Here is a 13,435-nt window from a genome sequence, read left to right as displayed (position 1 = left end):
CTACGCCGACTCGACGCGCTTCTTCAGCCCTTTGAGCGCGGTATCGATGAGGATCTTCTCGCCCTTGCGCTTGAGCATGCCGATCAGCGGTATCGACACGTCGAGGGCCAGCCGGTAGGTCACCTCGGTGCTGCCGTTGCCGAGGTCGCGCAGGACGTAGGCCCCGTCGAGGGCGCGCAGCATCTTGCCCTCGACCAGGGTCCAGGTGACCTCGCGGTCGCCGTCCCAGGTGTAGGCGAGGGTGTACTCGTCCTTGATCGGCGAGACGTCGAGGGCGAAGAAGACCTGCTCGGCCCGACCGTCCGCGCCCGGGACGGTGACCTCGACGGTCTTCATCCCCTTGGCCCAGGTGGGATAGGCCTCGAAGTCCGCGATCACCGCCATCACGGCTGCGGGGGCGGCGTCGATCACGATGGAGGACGTGGTCTGTTCGGCCATGGGATGCCCCCTGGGATCAGTGCGCTGGGTCAGTGCGTGAGAAGTGGGACCAGACGGTCCGGAGCGTACCGGATACCGGCGGTACGGCCCGCGGCGGTAACCTGCCGGGTGGCGCCCCTCGGGCGGCGCCGGGAGCCGGCGGTCTTGGGCCGGGCGGAGCGCGACAAGGAGGAAGCGTGCGGGAGTTCTCCACGCCCCTGACCATCGAGGTCCCGGCAACCGGGAACCTCACCGACGACGTGGTGGCCAACGCCTCGGAGGCCCCCGACGCGGTCGCCTTCAGCCGGCACACCGAGACCGGGTGGGTGGACGTCACCTGCGCCGAGTTCCTGACCGACGTCAGCGCCGTGGCCAAGGGGCTGATCGCCGCCGGCATCGAGCCCGGCGACCGGGTCGCCCTGATCTCGAAGACCCGCTACGAGTGGACGCTGCTCGACTACGCGATCTGGTTCGCGGGCGCCGTGACGGTGCCGATCTACGAGACGTCCTCGGCCGAGCAGGTCGCCTGGATCCTGCGCGACTCCGCCGCCCGTGCGGTGGTCGCCGAGGACGTGGGGCACATCGCCCGGATCGCGGAGGCCCGCGGTGACCTGGAGCGGCTCAACCACGTCTGGTCGATCACCGACAACGCCGTCGACGTGCTGTCCAGCCTCGGCGAGGACATCAGCGACGAGGAGCTCGAGAAGCGTCGTACGACGGCGACCCCGCTCGACCTGGCGACGCTGATCTACACCTCCGGCACCACCGGGCGCCCCAAGGGCTGCGTCCTCACCCACGGCAACTTCATGTTCGAGCTGGGGGTCGCGGTCGACGAGCTCGACATGCTCTTCGACGACGACGCCTCCACGCTGCTCTTCCTGCCCCTGGCCCACGTCTTCGCGCGGATCATCCAGATCGGCTGCGTCAAGACCCGCACCCGACTGGGCCACAGCGCCGACATCAAGAACCTGCTGGTCGATCTGCAGGAGTTCAAGCCGACGTTCATCCTCGCGGTGCCGCGGGTCTTCGAGAAGGTCTTCAACAGCGCCTCGCAGAAGGCCACGGCCGACGGCAAGGGCAAGATCTTCGAGCGCGCCGCCGAGATCGCCATCGCCTACTCCCGGGGTCTCGACCGGGGCCGGCCCTCGCTCGCGGTGCGGGCCCAGCACGCGCTCTTCTCGCGCCTGGTCTACGCCAAGCTGCGGACCGCGCTCGGCGGCGAGTGCAGGTACGCCATCTCCGGCGGGGCCCCGCTCGGCGAGCGGCTCGGCCACTTCTACCGCGGCATCGGTCTGATCGTGCTCGAGGGCTACGGCCTCACCGAGACCACGGCGGCGCTCACCGCCAACCTCCCGGACGCGCAGAAGATGGGCACCGTCGGCCGGCCGCTCCCCGGCACCTCGGTGCGGGTCGCCGACGACGGCGAGCTGCTCTTCCGCGGCGGCCAGGTCTTCGCCGGCTACTGGGAGAACGAGACGGCGACCGCCGAGGTGCTCGAGAGCGACGGCTGGTTCCACACCGGCGACGTCGGCGAGGTCGACGACGAGGGCTTCGTGCGGATCACCGGTCGCAAGAAGGAGATCATCGTCACGGCCGGAGGCAAGAACGTCGCCCCCGCCGTGCTCGAGGACCGGCTGCGGGCACACGCCCTGGTCAGCCAGTGCCTGGTCGTCGGCGACGGCCAGCCGTTCATCGCGGCCCTGGTCACCATCGACCCCGAGTCCTTCCCCCTGTGGGCGGAGTCGAACAAGAAGTCCGGCTCGATCGCCGACCTGGTCGACGACCTCGACCTGCGGGCGGCCGTCGAGCTCGCGGTCGAGGACGCCAACAAGGCGGTCTCCAAGGCCGAGGCGATCCGCAAGTTCACGATCCTGCCCGAGGACTGGACCGAGGAGGGCGGCCAGCTCACCCCGAGCCTCAAGCTGAAACGCGCCGTGGTGATGCGCGAGCACCGGCTCGAGGTCGAGAAGCTCTACTCCTGATCCTCGGCCAGTCGTTCGGCCATCCGCTCGGCCAGGGCGGTGCGCGTCAGCGCGGTCGGGTGGCTGCCGAACCAGAAGTGCTCCCAGCCCGGCGGCTCGGGGTCGGCGATCGAGCGCAGGGCCAGCTGCCGCTGCAGCTCGACGAACGCCACCGGGTCGCCGGTCGCCCGGATCGCGTCCACGTCGGCCCGGGTCTCGACCTGGCGGCTGATGGTGTTCTGCACGGGACTGCTCAGCACGGCCGCGACGGCGTACAGCGCCAGCACCAGCGGCACCAGCGGCACCACCGTCGGGTCGGCCGGTGAGCCGCCGCCCCGGCGGCGCAGGGCACCCAGCACCAGCCCGAGCAGGCCGATCGCGAAGCCGGTGCCGGCGGCGCCGAGCAGGGTCCCGACGACGACGTCCTGGTGCCGGGCGTGGGCCAGCTCGTGCGCAACCACGGACAGCGCCTCGTCCTGGGGCAGGTCGTCGACCAGGTTGTCGTAGAGCACCACCCGGCGACTGCCGCCGATGCCGGAGACGTAGGCGTTCAAGGTGGTCGTCCGACGCGAGGCGTCCGCGACCAGCACCTCGTCGACGTCCACCCCCTCCTGCTCGGCCAGCGCGAGGATCTCGGTCCGCAGCGGCCCGTCCGGCAGCGGCTCGAAGCTGTTGAACAGCGGCTCGACGACCAGCGGGTAGGCGAACGAGCCCAGCAGCACCAGCACGGCAGCGACGCCACCGGCGACCGCGGGCCAGGCCCGGTGCCAGCGCCGGGCGCAGGCGACCAGCACCAGGAGGGCCAGCGAGACGCCCACGATGTCGACGGCCTCCCCCTTGACCAGGTCGACCGCCCAGGCCGGCCAGGACTGGGTGCTCAGCCCGTAGGCCAGCAGCTGGCGGCGCAGCAGCACCGCGAACGGCAGGGTCAGCAGCCGGAGCCCGATCTCGAAGGCGGCCACGGCCAGGACCACCGCCACCCACCAGGGTCCCGGCAGCCGCGCGAAGAGCGCGCGGCCGCGCCGCGAGAAGCCGAGCCAGCAGGCGGCGGCCAGGCGGACGGCCAGCGAGACGTACCCGATCCAGTCGGTGCGGCTCGCGAACTCCGCGGCCCGGTCCAGCTGTGCCGGGGTGAACAGCGACGCCGGGTCCGCCGGTCGGAGGGCGCCGCCCGGGACCGGGTCCCACGGCACCAGCACGACGGCGAGCACGACGAAGGCGAACCCACCGAGGGCGGCCGTCACGAGCGAGGTCCTGCGGGCCGCCGGGGTCACGCGGCCAAGTCTGACAAACGGTCCTGCCAGGCCCCGACCAGCTCCCGCTCCGAGAGCCCGGCGCGGCGCAGCGCCCGGTCGAGCGACATCCCCGCGGCGACATCGTCGTACAGCGCGATGAGCGCGTCCTCCCCCGCCCGCTCGGCGATGACCTCGCAGGCCAGCCAGGCGCTCTCGTAGACGGCGCCGAGGTGGGTGGCGCGCAGGTCGAACTCGGTCGCCCCGGGGAGCGTGTCCGGTACGCCGTCGCGGCGGACCTGCTCGATGATCTGGGCCGCCGTCGTCGCCACCGGGAGCCGCACGTCGCGCAGCGCGACGTAGTCGGCGAAGCCCTCGAGCAGCCACAGCGGGGTGCTGCTGCTCGTGGGCGCGTCGGTGGCCACGTGGGTCGCCTCGTGGCTCATCACCACCTGGGCGCCCGCGGGGCGGAGCCGGCCGAGCTCCACCGGGTTGACCATCACGTGCACGGGTGAGCCGGGCGCCAGCGACCCGTCGACGCTGGTGGTGACGGCGGCGATGCCGGCGTACGTCCCCGGATCGGCGTCGAGCGCCCGGTCCAGGTCCTCGGCCGAGGCGGGCACCTCCACGACGAGCCGGGGCCGCCAGTCGGTCACCACCCGGCGCACGACCGGCACGGCGCGCGCCGCGAGCCGGGCGTAGCGGTCGACGTCGGCGGCGACCGCTGCCAGCACCAGCGTCTCGGGGGTACGACGGACGCTGACCTCTCCGGCCAGCCAGACCGGGGTGCGCCCGTCACCGCCCCCGATGGACACCAGGCCGACCTCGCCGTCGACGGACCGGAACGCAACCGGCACCTCGGCCAGCGCCGGTGCTCGGTCGAAGCCGTCGAAGCGCCACGCGACGTCCGCTCGGACGGACCAGGTGCCGTCCGCGGTCGCCGGACCGGTCGAGGCGACGTAGCGGGCCGAGAAGTCGCGGACCCGCAGTTCACCGGCGTTGGTCGCGACCGCGGCCAGCAGGTCGCCCGCCGCCTGGTCACCCTCCGCGGCGAGCGCCCGGGCGGCCTCGGGGTCGGCGGCCGAGACGGCGTCGACGAGCGCGTCGAGCACCCGGCCGGCCGCCGCCGAGTCCACGGCCCGTGCCGTGGGGGCGGCGGGCGACGGCGCGACGTACGGGTCGTCGACGACGAGCTGCCAGGTCAGCACCCCGACGACGAGCAGCAGGAACGACGAAAGGCCGGCCACCCACCAACGGGGGCGACCGGCCTTCGGGGTCGGAGCGTCAGCCAGGGCGGACGGCGCCGACGTACGGCATGGAGTGCAGGTCCGAGACGACCACGCCGGTGCCGGGGTTCGCGGCGTGCACGATCATGCCGTTGCCGATGTACATGCCGACGTGGCTGATCGGGCTGTAGTAGAAGACCAGGTCACCCGGTTGCAGGTCGCCCTCGGCGATCCGCGGACCGGAGGAGTACTGGGCGCTGGAGGAGTGCGGCAGCGCGACGCCGGCCTGGGCCCAGGCCATCATCGTCAGGCCGGAGCAGTCGAACGCGTTCGGACCGGCGGCGCCGTAGACGTAGGCGTCGCCCACCTGCGCCATGGCGTACGAGATCGCCGCGCCCGCGCGGCCCGAGGCCGGGACGTCGGACGGGACCCGCTGGGAGCCGCGGGACAGCAGCGCCTCGCGCTCCTCGGCCTTCAGCTTGTCGAGCAGCTTCTCGGCCTCGGCGAGCTTGCCGTCGGTCGTCTCCTTCTCGGCGGCGAGCGCCGCCTCGGTCTTCGCGACCTGCTTCGAGCGCGCCTCAGTGGCCTCGCGGCGGATCTCGAGCGCGTCGACCTCGGCGGAGTAGCCGGCCAGCAGGTCGCCCTGGAGGTCGTTGTAGCTCGCCATCGTCGAGAGCTGGTTGAGGAAGGCGCTCGGGTCGTCGGAGACGAAGAGCCGGCCGGCGGCCGAGGTGGCGGAGCCGGCGTACTCGCTGACCAGCGAGTCGGCGACCTGGTCGCGGATCACGTCGAGCTTGGCGTCCTGGCGCTTCTCGTCGGCACGGAGCGTCCCGAGGTCGCTGCGCAGCTCGGTCAGCTCCAGCTTGGCGTCGTTGTAGCGCTCCGAGGCCTGCTCGGCCTCGTGGAAGAGCCGGTCGACGCGAGCCTGCACATCGTCGATGTCCGGCTCGGCCTGCGCCGGCGAGGTGGGAATGAAGCCGACGGATCCGGCGAGGGCGAGCCCTGCGAGGGCAGTGATGAAGCGCTTCCGACCGTTGAGCACGAGCGGGATGTTCCCCTTGGGTGTCGTACGCCTACCGGGTGAGCTGACGGGTTCGGGCACGACTTGCCCTACTCACGCTCCTCGTACGAGCCCGTGGACGTCGTACGCCTTGCGAGAGATTCACCCCAGATGTGGTGGGTCCCCGGCTCCCGGTCCGCAAGCGAACCGGAACTCGACGCGGTGCTCGCGCGAACCTGGGCGGTCCACTTCCACGAGCACCTGAGTGCGACAGGCTAGTCGCCACGGAGGGGCTGGCAAAACCGGACCCGACCGATTCACGGGTTTTCTTTACTTCCGCCGCTGTCGCCCGGGTGAGACCTGCCTCACGCCGACTCGACCGCCGGCGGGTCGACGGGTCGGACGAGGCGCAGCGGCGGGACCAGCCCACCCGCGGCCAGCACCTCCAGCGCCCGGCGCTCGTCGTCGTCGAAGGTCAGCTCGGGCGGCGGGCCCAGGAGCACGGTGACCACACAGTCGTGGCACGCGAGCCCGCGCACCACACAGGAGTCGCAGTCGATTCTCGTCGTCATGCGCCCACCGTGACAGCGACCACCGACAGTCCCCTGCCCCCCACCCCTCGCCGAGTTCAGGAGGTGCGGGCGAGCAGGCCGAGGAGGGCCTCGGAGGCCACGGCGCGGGCACCGGCGCGGGAGACGTCGGTCGCCACCGCGCGGTCGCTGGAGACGACCACCACCATCCGGCCCCGCGGCTCGGCGGCGACCAGCTCGCGGAGCACGTCGTCGGCGATCACCCCCTCCGGGCTGAACAGCACCTTCACCCCGCGCGGCACCCGGACCACCGGGCGCGTCGAGCTGGACGCGGCGTCGAAGACGACCGTCGCCTCGGCTCCGGTGCGAGCGACCAGCGGGGCGAGCGCGCCGAGCAGCCGGGTCCGCTGGGCCTCCAACGTGGACTCGGGCCAGGCGGTCTTGCTGACGTTGTAGCCGTCGACGAGCAGTCGCGCGCGGGGCAGGGAGAGGTACTGCTCGAGCACTGCCGGAGTCGCGCCACCCGGTACGGCGGTGGAGGCCGCCGCCGGCGCGCCCGCCTCGGCGAGCTCGCGCTCGATCCGGTCCCCCGGCGCGCCCGAGACCGGAGGCAGGGCCAGCTCGCGCTGCAGCCCGGCCGCGGACTCCAGCACGGTGTCGAGGAGCATCCGGGCCCGGAGGCTGCCCTCGTCGCGCTCGGAGCGAGCGGCGCGGCGACCGGCGCTGAGCTCGGCCTCGGCCCGCTCCACCTGAGCGCGCAGCCGTCGGAGCTCCTTGTCCTGCGCGGCGGACGCCGTCTCGGTTGCCGTACGACGCTCCTCGGCCGCCCGGGTGGCCTCCTCGGCCTCCTCCCGCGCACTGCGCTCGCCGGCCCGGGCCTCGCCCAGCTTGCGGCGCAGGGTCGAGACCTCGACCTTGTACTCCTCGACCTGCACCTTGTGCGCCGCCCGCACCTCGCGCAGCGTCTGCTCGACCTGCTCCAGCCGCTGGCGCAACCGGGCCGCCTCCGCCTCGTCCCGCTCCGTCGCCCCGTCTCGCTCGGCGAGCTCGACTGCGGCCTCCTCGACGACGGTGGGCCAGCCCTCCGGGCGCAGCAGCCAGGCCAGGGCGGCGCGGCCCGCGGCGTCGTCCTCGCGGTCGGGCGAGGTACGCCCCGCCACCTGGGTGGCGACCCGCTCGCGGAACTCCTCGTCGGCCAGCGCGGTGATGATCGCGCCGGCGCCCAGCCGCGCTCGTCGTACCGGCGCGAACTCCGCGACCCGGCGCAGCGCGGGGGGCAGCCGGACCACGGCCGGGAGCACGTCGGCCGTGAGCGCCACGACGCGCGTGCGAGCGGACGCCGGCAGTGCGTCCAGTCCTGGGCCGGTCGGCCCTGACGAGCCCGACATGGTGGGCTAGCCGGCGGCCGGGTCGTCGGCGACGGCGGCGTCGTTGCGGGAGACGACCTCGATCGCGTCGGCGCGGCCGCACCAGCGGCAGGTCACCGACTCGACGCTCTCGCCGTCGACCGCGGTCTCCTCGACCCGGTGGTCGCCGGCGAGGTCGAAGTGCCAGTACTCCGTCGTACGACGGGTGCGGGTGACGTCGAAGCGGGTGAGGTTGCCGCAGCCGGCGCAGCGCCAGCGGTGGGCGGCGTCGGGGATCACGGTGCTCACAGGGGATTCTCCTCAAAGACGGTGCTGCTCGGGACGGTCTAACCCTAGGGCTGACCTGGGAGGCCCGGGCGCGGCGCCCGCGGATTGTCGGTGCCTCGACCTACGTTCGAGCACATGAGCAGCACCACCCACGTTGCGCGCTCCCGCTGGGAGTCGCAACGCAGTTTCGACGAGCTGGGCCGTCGACTGAGCGAGGTGACCTTCTGCGTGGTCGACCTCGAGACCACCGGCGGCTCCGCGCAGGGCGGCTCGATGATCACCGAGATCGGGGCGGTGAAGGTCCGCGGCGGCGAGGTGCTCGGCGAGTTCCAGACGCTGGTCGACCCGCACACCGAGATCCCGCCGTTCATCGCCGTGCTCACCGGCATCAGCAACGCGATGGTCGCGGGGGCGCCGTCGATCGACTCGGCGCTGCCGGCGTTCCTGGAGTTCGCGCAGGGCTGCGTGCTGGTGGCCCACAACGCGCCCTTCGACGTCGGCTTCCTCCAGCACTTCGCCGCCCAGCAGGGCCGGCCGTGGCCGGCGTTCGAGGTGCTCGACACCGCCCGGCTGGCCCGCCGGGTGATCACCCGCGACGACGCGCCCAACTGCAAGCTCGCCTCGCTGGCCCGGGTCTTCGGCTCCACCACGACGCCCAACCACCGGGCCCTCTCCGACGCCCGCGCGACCGTCGACGTCCTGCACGGCCTGATGGAGCGGCTGGGCGGGCTCGGCGTGCACACCCTCGAGGAGCTGCAGACCTTCTCGGCCCGGGTCAGCACCGCCCAGCGCCGCAAGCGCCACCTCGCGGAGGGGCTGCCGCACTCCCCCGGGGTCTACCTCTTCCGCGACGACAGCGAGCGGGTCCTGTACATCGGCACCTCCCGCGACCTGCGCACCCGCGTCCGCAGCTACTTCACCGCCTCCGAGACCCGGTCGCGGATGGGCGAGATGGTGGGCCTGGCCTCGCAGGTCACCGGCATCGAGTGCGCGACGGCCCTGGAGGCGGAGGTGCGTGAGCTGCGGCTGATCGCCGAGCACAAGCCGCGCTACAACCGGCGCTCGCGCTTCCCCGAGAAGGTCCACTTCATCAAGCTCACCCGGGAGCCCTGGCCGCGGCTGTCGCTGGTCAAGCGGGTCCTCGACGACGACGCCGACTACCTCGGGCCGTTCGGCTCCAGGAAGGCCGCCGAGAAGTCCCTCGCGGCGCTGCACGACACCTTCCCGGTGCGCCAGTGCTCGGAGCGGATGAGCCGCGCGCCCTCCCGCACCCCGTGCGTGCTGGCCGAGCTGGGTCGGTGCCTCTCCCCGTGCGACGGCAGCGTCGATGAGGCGACGTACGCCGCGGTGGTGCGCCAGCTGCGCGAGACCCTGCTGCACCGACCCGACGAGGTGGTCGAGGCGATCAACGACCGGATGGCCGCGCTGGCCGCGGACGAGCGCTTCGAGGAGGCCGGCACCCACCGCGACCGGCTCGCGGCGTTCATCCGGGCCGCCGCCCGCACGCAGCGGCTCTCGGCGCTGACCCGCTGCTCCGAGGTGGTCGCGGCGCGCCGCGAGGACGACGGCCGCTGGGCCGTCCACGTCGTCCGGTTCGGCCGGCTCGCGGCGTCCGGGGTGATCCCACCCGGGGCCGACGCCCACCAGTTCGTCCGGGAGCTGCGAGCCACCGCCGAGACCGTCCGGAGCGCGCCCGGACCGGTGCCCGCGGCGACCGCCGAGGAGACCGAGAAGGTGCTGCGCTGGCTGGAGTCCCCCGGCATCCGGCTGGTCGAGGTCGACGGCGAATGGGTCTGCCCGGTCGCCGGTGCCACCCGCCACCTGGCCCTCCACGACGCCGTGAACGAGTCGCGCCGCTCCCTGGTCCCGTTCGCCGACCGGCGCGACCTGGCGCCGGTAGCGGAGACGCGCCAGCGGATCCGCTGACGGTGGTTGAGCGAGCCGCGCGACCGAGGCACGAGGTCGCGACCGGCGTGTCGAAACCCACCAGCCGGCCCGGTAGCGTTCGGCGCATGATCACCGCCATCGTCTTCGTGAAGGCCGACGTCGCCCGGATCCCCGAGGTGGCCGAGGCGATCGCCGCCCTCGACGGCGTCAGCGAGGTCTACTCCGTGACCGGACAGATCGACCTGATCGCCCTGGTCCGGGTCCGCGAGCACGACGACATCGCCGCCGTCGTCGCCGACCGGCTCAACAAGGTCCCCGGCGTGAACGCGACCGAGACCCACATCGCCTTCCGCGCCTACTCCCGCCACGACCTGGAGTCCGCCTTCTCGCTGGGCCTCGACTGAGCCCACCTGTGCGCACGCTGACGCTGGTTCGGCGGGTCGCCCCGCTGATCCTGCTGCTCGTCGTGCTCGCGGTGCTGACCGTCCGGGCCGCCGAGCAGCTGGACAACCAGGACACCTACTTCCACCTGCGCTTCGGCCACGAGCTGCTGGGCGAATGGTCACTGCGCGACCCGGGCAGCGTCAGCTCGTTCGCGACCGCCGACTGGGTGCCGACCCAGTGGCTGCCCCAGATCACGATGGCCGCCGTCGAGGACCGGGCCGGCCTGGCCGGCGTCGCCTGGCTCAGCGGCCTGGCGTTCCTCGCGCTCGCGCTGACGCTGTACGTCGTCGCCCGCCGCCGGGTCGAGCCGCTCGCCGCCGCACCGCTGACGGCCCTGGCCCTGGTCGCGTCCAGCTCCGGGTTGTCGGCGCGACCGCAGGTGCTGAGCTACCTCCTGGTGGCCGTGACGGCGACGGCCTGGCTGGCCGCCGCACGGTCCGGCCGGACGCCGTGGTGGCTGGTGCCGCTCACCTGGGTGTGGGCCTGCTGCCACGGGATGTGGCCGGTCGGCCTGGCGATCGGCGGGGTCGCGGTCCTCGCGACCGCGCTCCGGCCGGACCGGCGCTGGGACCGGGTCGCCCGGGGCGCGGCGGTGGTCGCCCTCAGCGGGCTCGCCACGCTGGTGACGCCCGTCGGCCCGCGGCTCCTCGGTGCCGTGGTGGCGGTCGACGAGCGGCGCGAGTTCTTCTCCGAGTGGGGCCGGCCCGACCCCGGCGACCCGCGGCTGCTGGCCCTGCTCGCCCTGCTCCTGGTCGCCGCCGCCGCGCTGGCCTGGCGCGGCACGGACGGCCCGCGCGGCCCCCGCACGCTGCGCGGGCTGCGCGAGTCCCCGGACCTGACGGCCCTCGGCCTGCTGGTCCTCGCGGGCGGCTGCACGGTCGCCTCGGGCCGCACCGTCCCGGTGGCGGCCGCCCTGCTCGTCCCGGTGGCCGCGACCGCCCTGCACCGGCACCTCGGCGACCGGCCGGCCTGGACCCGTCTCGAGCAGGTGGTGGTCCTCGGCGGGGTCGCGCTCGCGCTGCCGGTACTCGCGGCCGTCGTACCCCACACGGCGGACGAGCCGCCAGCGCGCCCGGCGTGGACGGACCCGGCCCTCGCCGCACTGCCGGCCGGCACGCCGGTGCTCAACGACTGGAACCTCGGGGGCTGGCTGATGTGGCGCCATCCCCAGCTCGACCCGGTCATGCACGGCTACGGCGACACCTTCACGGTCGAGGAGCTGCGCCGCAACACCGACATCCTCGCGCTCCGTCCGGGGTGGCGCACGCTGGTGCGCGAGACGGGGGTGTCGTACGCCCTGGTGCGGCCGCGCTCACCGCTCGGCCGCGCGCTCGTGGACGACGAGGGCTGGCGGGTGCTGCACCGCTCCCCCGATCTCGTGCTGCTGAAGCCGCCTCCCGGCTGGATGTGAGCACGCGTCGCGGCCCGGACCCGTAGCCTCGCCGCGTGACCTGGCTCGACGACCACTGGCTCGACGTCCTGGGGTGGGGCGGCAGCGCGCTGCTGGTGTACTCCCTGCTGCAGGCGCGGGTGCTGCGCTTCCGCACGCTCAACCTGGCCGGCTGCGTCGTGCTGCTGGTGTTCAACGCCCTGGTCGGCGTCTGGCCGATGGTCGGGATGAACATCGTCCTGGCCGCCATCAACGTCCGGTTCATCGTCAAGCTGCTCGGCGAGGCCCACGACGAGGCCGTCTTCGAGGTGCTCCCGGTCGGCACCGGGGACGCCTACCTGGCCTACGTGCTGCGCCAGCACCGGGCGGACATCGCCCGCTTCCAGCCCGACTGGGACGGCGTCCACGAGGGCGACCACGCGTTCGTGGTGCAGCGCGGCGACGAGACCGTCGGCGTGGTGGTGGTGCGCCCCGACGGCGACGTCGCGCGGCTGCGGCTCGACTACGTCACCCCGAGGTACCGCGACTTCACCCCCGGCGAGTTCGTCTGGCGCCGCAGCGACGCGCTGCGCGAGCTCGGCTACCGCCACGTGCTGACCGCGCCGAACATGGTCGGCGCGTACTACGAGCACGTCGGTTTCCGGCCCAACGGCCGCGAGTTCGTCCTCGACCTCTAGACGAGAAGCCTCAGGCCGAGCTGGCCGCCACCCAGCGGTCCAGGAGCGCGGCCGCGGCTCCGGAGTCGACGGCCTCGCGGGCCCGCTCCAGACCGGCGGCGAGGGCCGAGTCGACGGGGTCGCCCGGCGTGCCGTGCACGGCGAGTGCCGCGCCCGCGTTGAGCAGGACGGCGTCGCGCACCGGACCCGACTCTCCGGCCATCACCCGGCGCACCACGTCGGCGTTGTAGGCGGGCTCGCCGCCGCGGAGGTCCTCGGTGGTCGCCGGAGCCAGGCCGTACGACGCCGGATCCACCGTGGTCTCGGTGACGGTGCCGTCGTGCACGACCCACACCGACGAGGTCGTGGTGGTGGTGAGCTCGTCGAGGCCGTCGTCGCCGCGGAAGACCCAGGCGTCGACCCCGCGGGCGGCGTACACCCCGGCCATCACCGGTGCCATCCGGGCATCCGCACAGCCGATCGCCTGGGCGCCCGGGCGGGTGGGGTTGGTCAGCGGGCCGAGGAAGTTGAACGTGGTGCCGATGCCGAGCTCCCGGCGCGCGACGGCGGCATGCCGCATCGCGGGGTGGAAGGCGGCCGAGAAGCAGAAGGTGATCCCCGCCTCGACCGCGACCTCGGCGACCCGGTCGGCCGGCAGGTCGAGGCGGATGCCGAGCTCCTCGAGCACGTCGGCCGAGCCCGACTTCGAGGACGCCGAGCGGTTGCCGTGCTTGACGACCCGCGCGCCCGCGCCGGCGGCCACGATGGCGGCCATCGTGGAGATGTTGACCGACATCGAGCGGTCGCCGCCGGTGCCGACGACATCGAGCAGCCGACCCTCCACGGTGATCGGGGTCGCGCGCGCCAGCATCGTGTCGGCGAGGCCGCTCACCTCGGCGATCGTCTCGCCCTTGGCCCGCAGCGCGACCGCGAAGCCGGCGATCTGCACGGGCGTCGCCTCCCCGGCGAGCAGCTCGCCCATCGCCCACGCGGTCTGGTCGGCGGACAGGTCCTCCCCGGCGACGAGCGCGCCGAGGACCTCAGGCCAGGTCGTCACC

General features: G+C 73.6%; 13 protein-coding genes and 1 riboswitch. Of the genes, 5 read left to right on the top strand and 8 right to left on the bottom strand.

Annotated elements, in window-relative coordinates:
• Positions 1-438, bottom strand: coding sequence for an SRPBCC family protein (locus MUB56_RS13475; protein ID WP_244927534.1), 438 nt, complete (start codon positions 436-438; stop codon positions 1-3).
• A 176-nt stretch (positions 439-614) separates the two neighbouring features.
• On the opposite strand from MUB56_RS13475, the gene MUB56_RS13470 reads away from it, so the two are divergent.
• Positions 615-2,399 (top strand): AMP-dependent synthetase/ligase, encoded by a 1,785-nt coding sequence (locus tag MUB56_RS13470; RefSeq protein WP_244927533.1) that lies wholly within the window; start codon positions 615-617, stop codon positions 2,397-2,399.
• Here the strand turns inward: MUB56_RS13470 and MUB56_RS13465 are convergent.
• The 6 genes from MUB56_RS13465 to MUB56_RS13440 all read right to left on the bottom strand — a co-directional run bounded on the left by MUB56_RS13465 (position 2,390) and on the right by MUB56_RS13440 (position 8,021).
• Positions 2,390-3,652: a M48 family metallopeptidase gene (locus tag MUB56_RS13465; RefSeq protein WP_244927532.1), complete on the bottom strand. Its 1,263-nt coding sequence runs from the start codon at positions 3,650-3,652 to the stop codon at positions 2,390-2,392. The two genes, MUB56_RS13470 and MUB56_RS13465, sit on opposite strands and share 10 nt — an antisense overlap.
• Positions 3,649-4,857, bottom strand: a complete 1,209-nt coding sequence (locus MUB56_RS13460) for a hypothetical protein (RefSeq protein ID WP_244927531.1) — start codon at positions 4,855-4,857, stop codon at positions 3,649-3,651. The genes MUB56_RS13465 and MUB56_RS13460 overlap by 4 nt, the downstream gene beginning before the upstream one ends.
• Positions 4,858-4,894: 37 nt before the next feature.
• A complete protein-coding gene (locus MUB56_RS13455; RefSeq protein ID WP_244927530.1) occupies positions 4,895-5,878 on the bottom strand; it encodes a C40 family peptidase in 984 nt (327 codons plus the stop codon).
• A gap of 13 nt (positions 5,879-5,891) precedes the next feature.
• A riboswitch (cyclic di-AMP (ydaO/yuaA leader) is annotated at positions 5,892-6,066 on the bottom strand.
• Between the two features lie 135 nt (positions 6,067-6,201).
• Positions 6,202-6,408: a hypothetical protein gene (locus tag MUB56_RS13450; protein WP_244927529.1), complete on the bottom strand. Its 207-nt coding sequence runs from the start codon at positions 6,406-6,408 to the stop codon at positions 6,202-6,204.
• A 56-nt stretch (positions 6,409-6,464) separates the two neighbouring features.
• Entirely contained in the window at positions 6,465-7,685 is a 1,221-nt protein-coding gene (locus MUB56_RS13445) for an NYN domain-containing protein (RefSeq protein WP_244927528.1), read from the bottom strand.
• A 75-nt stretch (positions 7,686-7,760) separates the two neighbouring features.
• A complete protein-coding gene (locus MUB56_RS13440) occupies positions 7,761-8,021 on the bottom strand; it encodes a hypothetical protein (protein WP_244927527.1) in 261 nt (86 codons plus the stop codon).
• Between the two features lie 114 nt (positions 8,022-8,135).
• Between MUB56_RS13440 and MUB56_RS13435 the strand changes: the two genes are divergently transcribed.
• The 4 genes from MUB56_RS13435 to MUB56_RS13420 all read left to right on the top strand — a co-directional run bounded on the left by MUB56_RS13435 (position 8,136) and on the right by MUB56_RS13420 (position 12,398).
• Positions 8,136-9,926, top strand: coding sequence for a DEDD exonuclease domain-containing protein (locus MUB56_RS13435; RefSeq protein ID WP_244927526.1), 1,791 nt, complete (start codon positions 8,136-8,138; stop codon positions 9,924-9,926).
• Positions 9,927-10,012: 86 nt separating this feature from the next.
• Complete coding sequence (locus tag MUB56_RS13430; protein ID WP_244927525.1) at positions 10,013-10,291, top strand: Lrp/AsnC ligand binding domain-containing protein; 279 nt, start codon at positions 10,013-10,015, stop codon at positions 10,289-10,291.
• Positions 10,292-10,299: 8 nt separating this feature from the next.
• Positions 10,300-11,742 carry a hypothetical protein gene (locus tag MUB56_RS13425; RefSeq protein WP_244927524.1) on the top strand — a complete coding sequence of 481 codons (1,443 nt, stop codon included), beginning with the start codon at positions 10,300-10,302 and terminating at the stop codon, positions 11,740-11,742.
• Positions 11,743-11,777: 35 nt separating this feature from the next.
• Entirely contained in the window at positions 11,778-12,398 is a 621-nt protein-coding gene (locus MUB56_RS13420) for a hypothetical protein (RefSeq protein WP_244927523.1), read from the top strand.
• A 10-nt stretch (positions 12,399-12,408) separates the two neighbouring features.
• Here MUB56_RS13420 and trpD read toward each other — a convergent pair whose 3' ends face one another.
• Positions 12,409-13,434 carry an anthranilate phosphoribosyltransferase gene (gene trpD / locus MUB56_RS13415; protein ID WP_244927522.1) on the bottom strand — a complete coding sequence of 342 codons (1,026 nt, stop codon included), beginning with the start codon at positions 13,432-13,434 and terminating at the stop codon, positions 12,409-12,411.
• Position 13,435 lies beyond the last annotated feature (1 nt).

This window comes from Nocardioides sp. W7 (assembly GCF_022919075.1).
GTDB lineage: Bacteria > Actinomycetota > Actinomycetes > Propionibacteriales > Nocardioidaceae > Nocardioides.
Note: the sequence above shows the minus strand (reverse complement) of the source record. Positions and strands in the feature narration are given on the sequence as shown.

Excerpts from the sequence above, each read along its gene's own strand:
- MUB56_RS13430 (WP_244927525.1), top strand. The coding sequence starts at position 10,013 with ATGATCACCGCCATCGTCTTCGTGAAGGCCGACGTCGCCCGGATCCCC.
- MUB56_RS13475 (WP_244927534.1), bottom strand. The coding sequence starts at position 438 with ATGGCCGAACAGACCACGTCCTCCATCGTGATCGACGCCGCCCCCGCA.
- MUB56_RS13435 (WP_244927526.1), top strand. The coding sequence starts at position 8,136 with ATGAGCAGCACCACCCACGTTGCGCGCTCCCGCTGGGAGTCGCAACGC.
- MUB56_RS13450 (WP_244927529.1), bottom strand. The coding sequence starts at position 6,408 with ATGACGACGAGAATCGACTGCGACTCCTGTGTGGTGCGCGGGCTCGCG.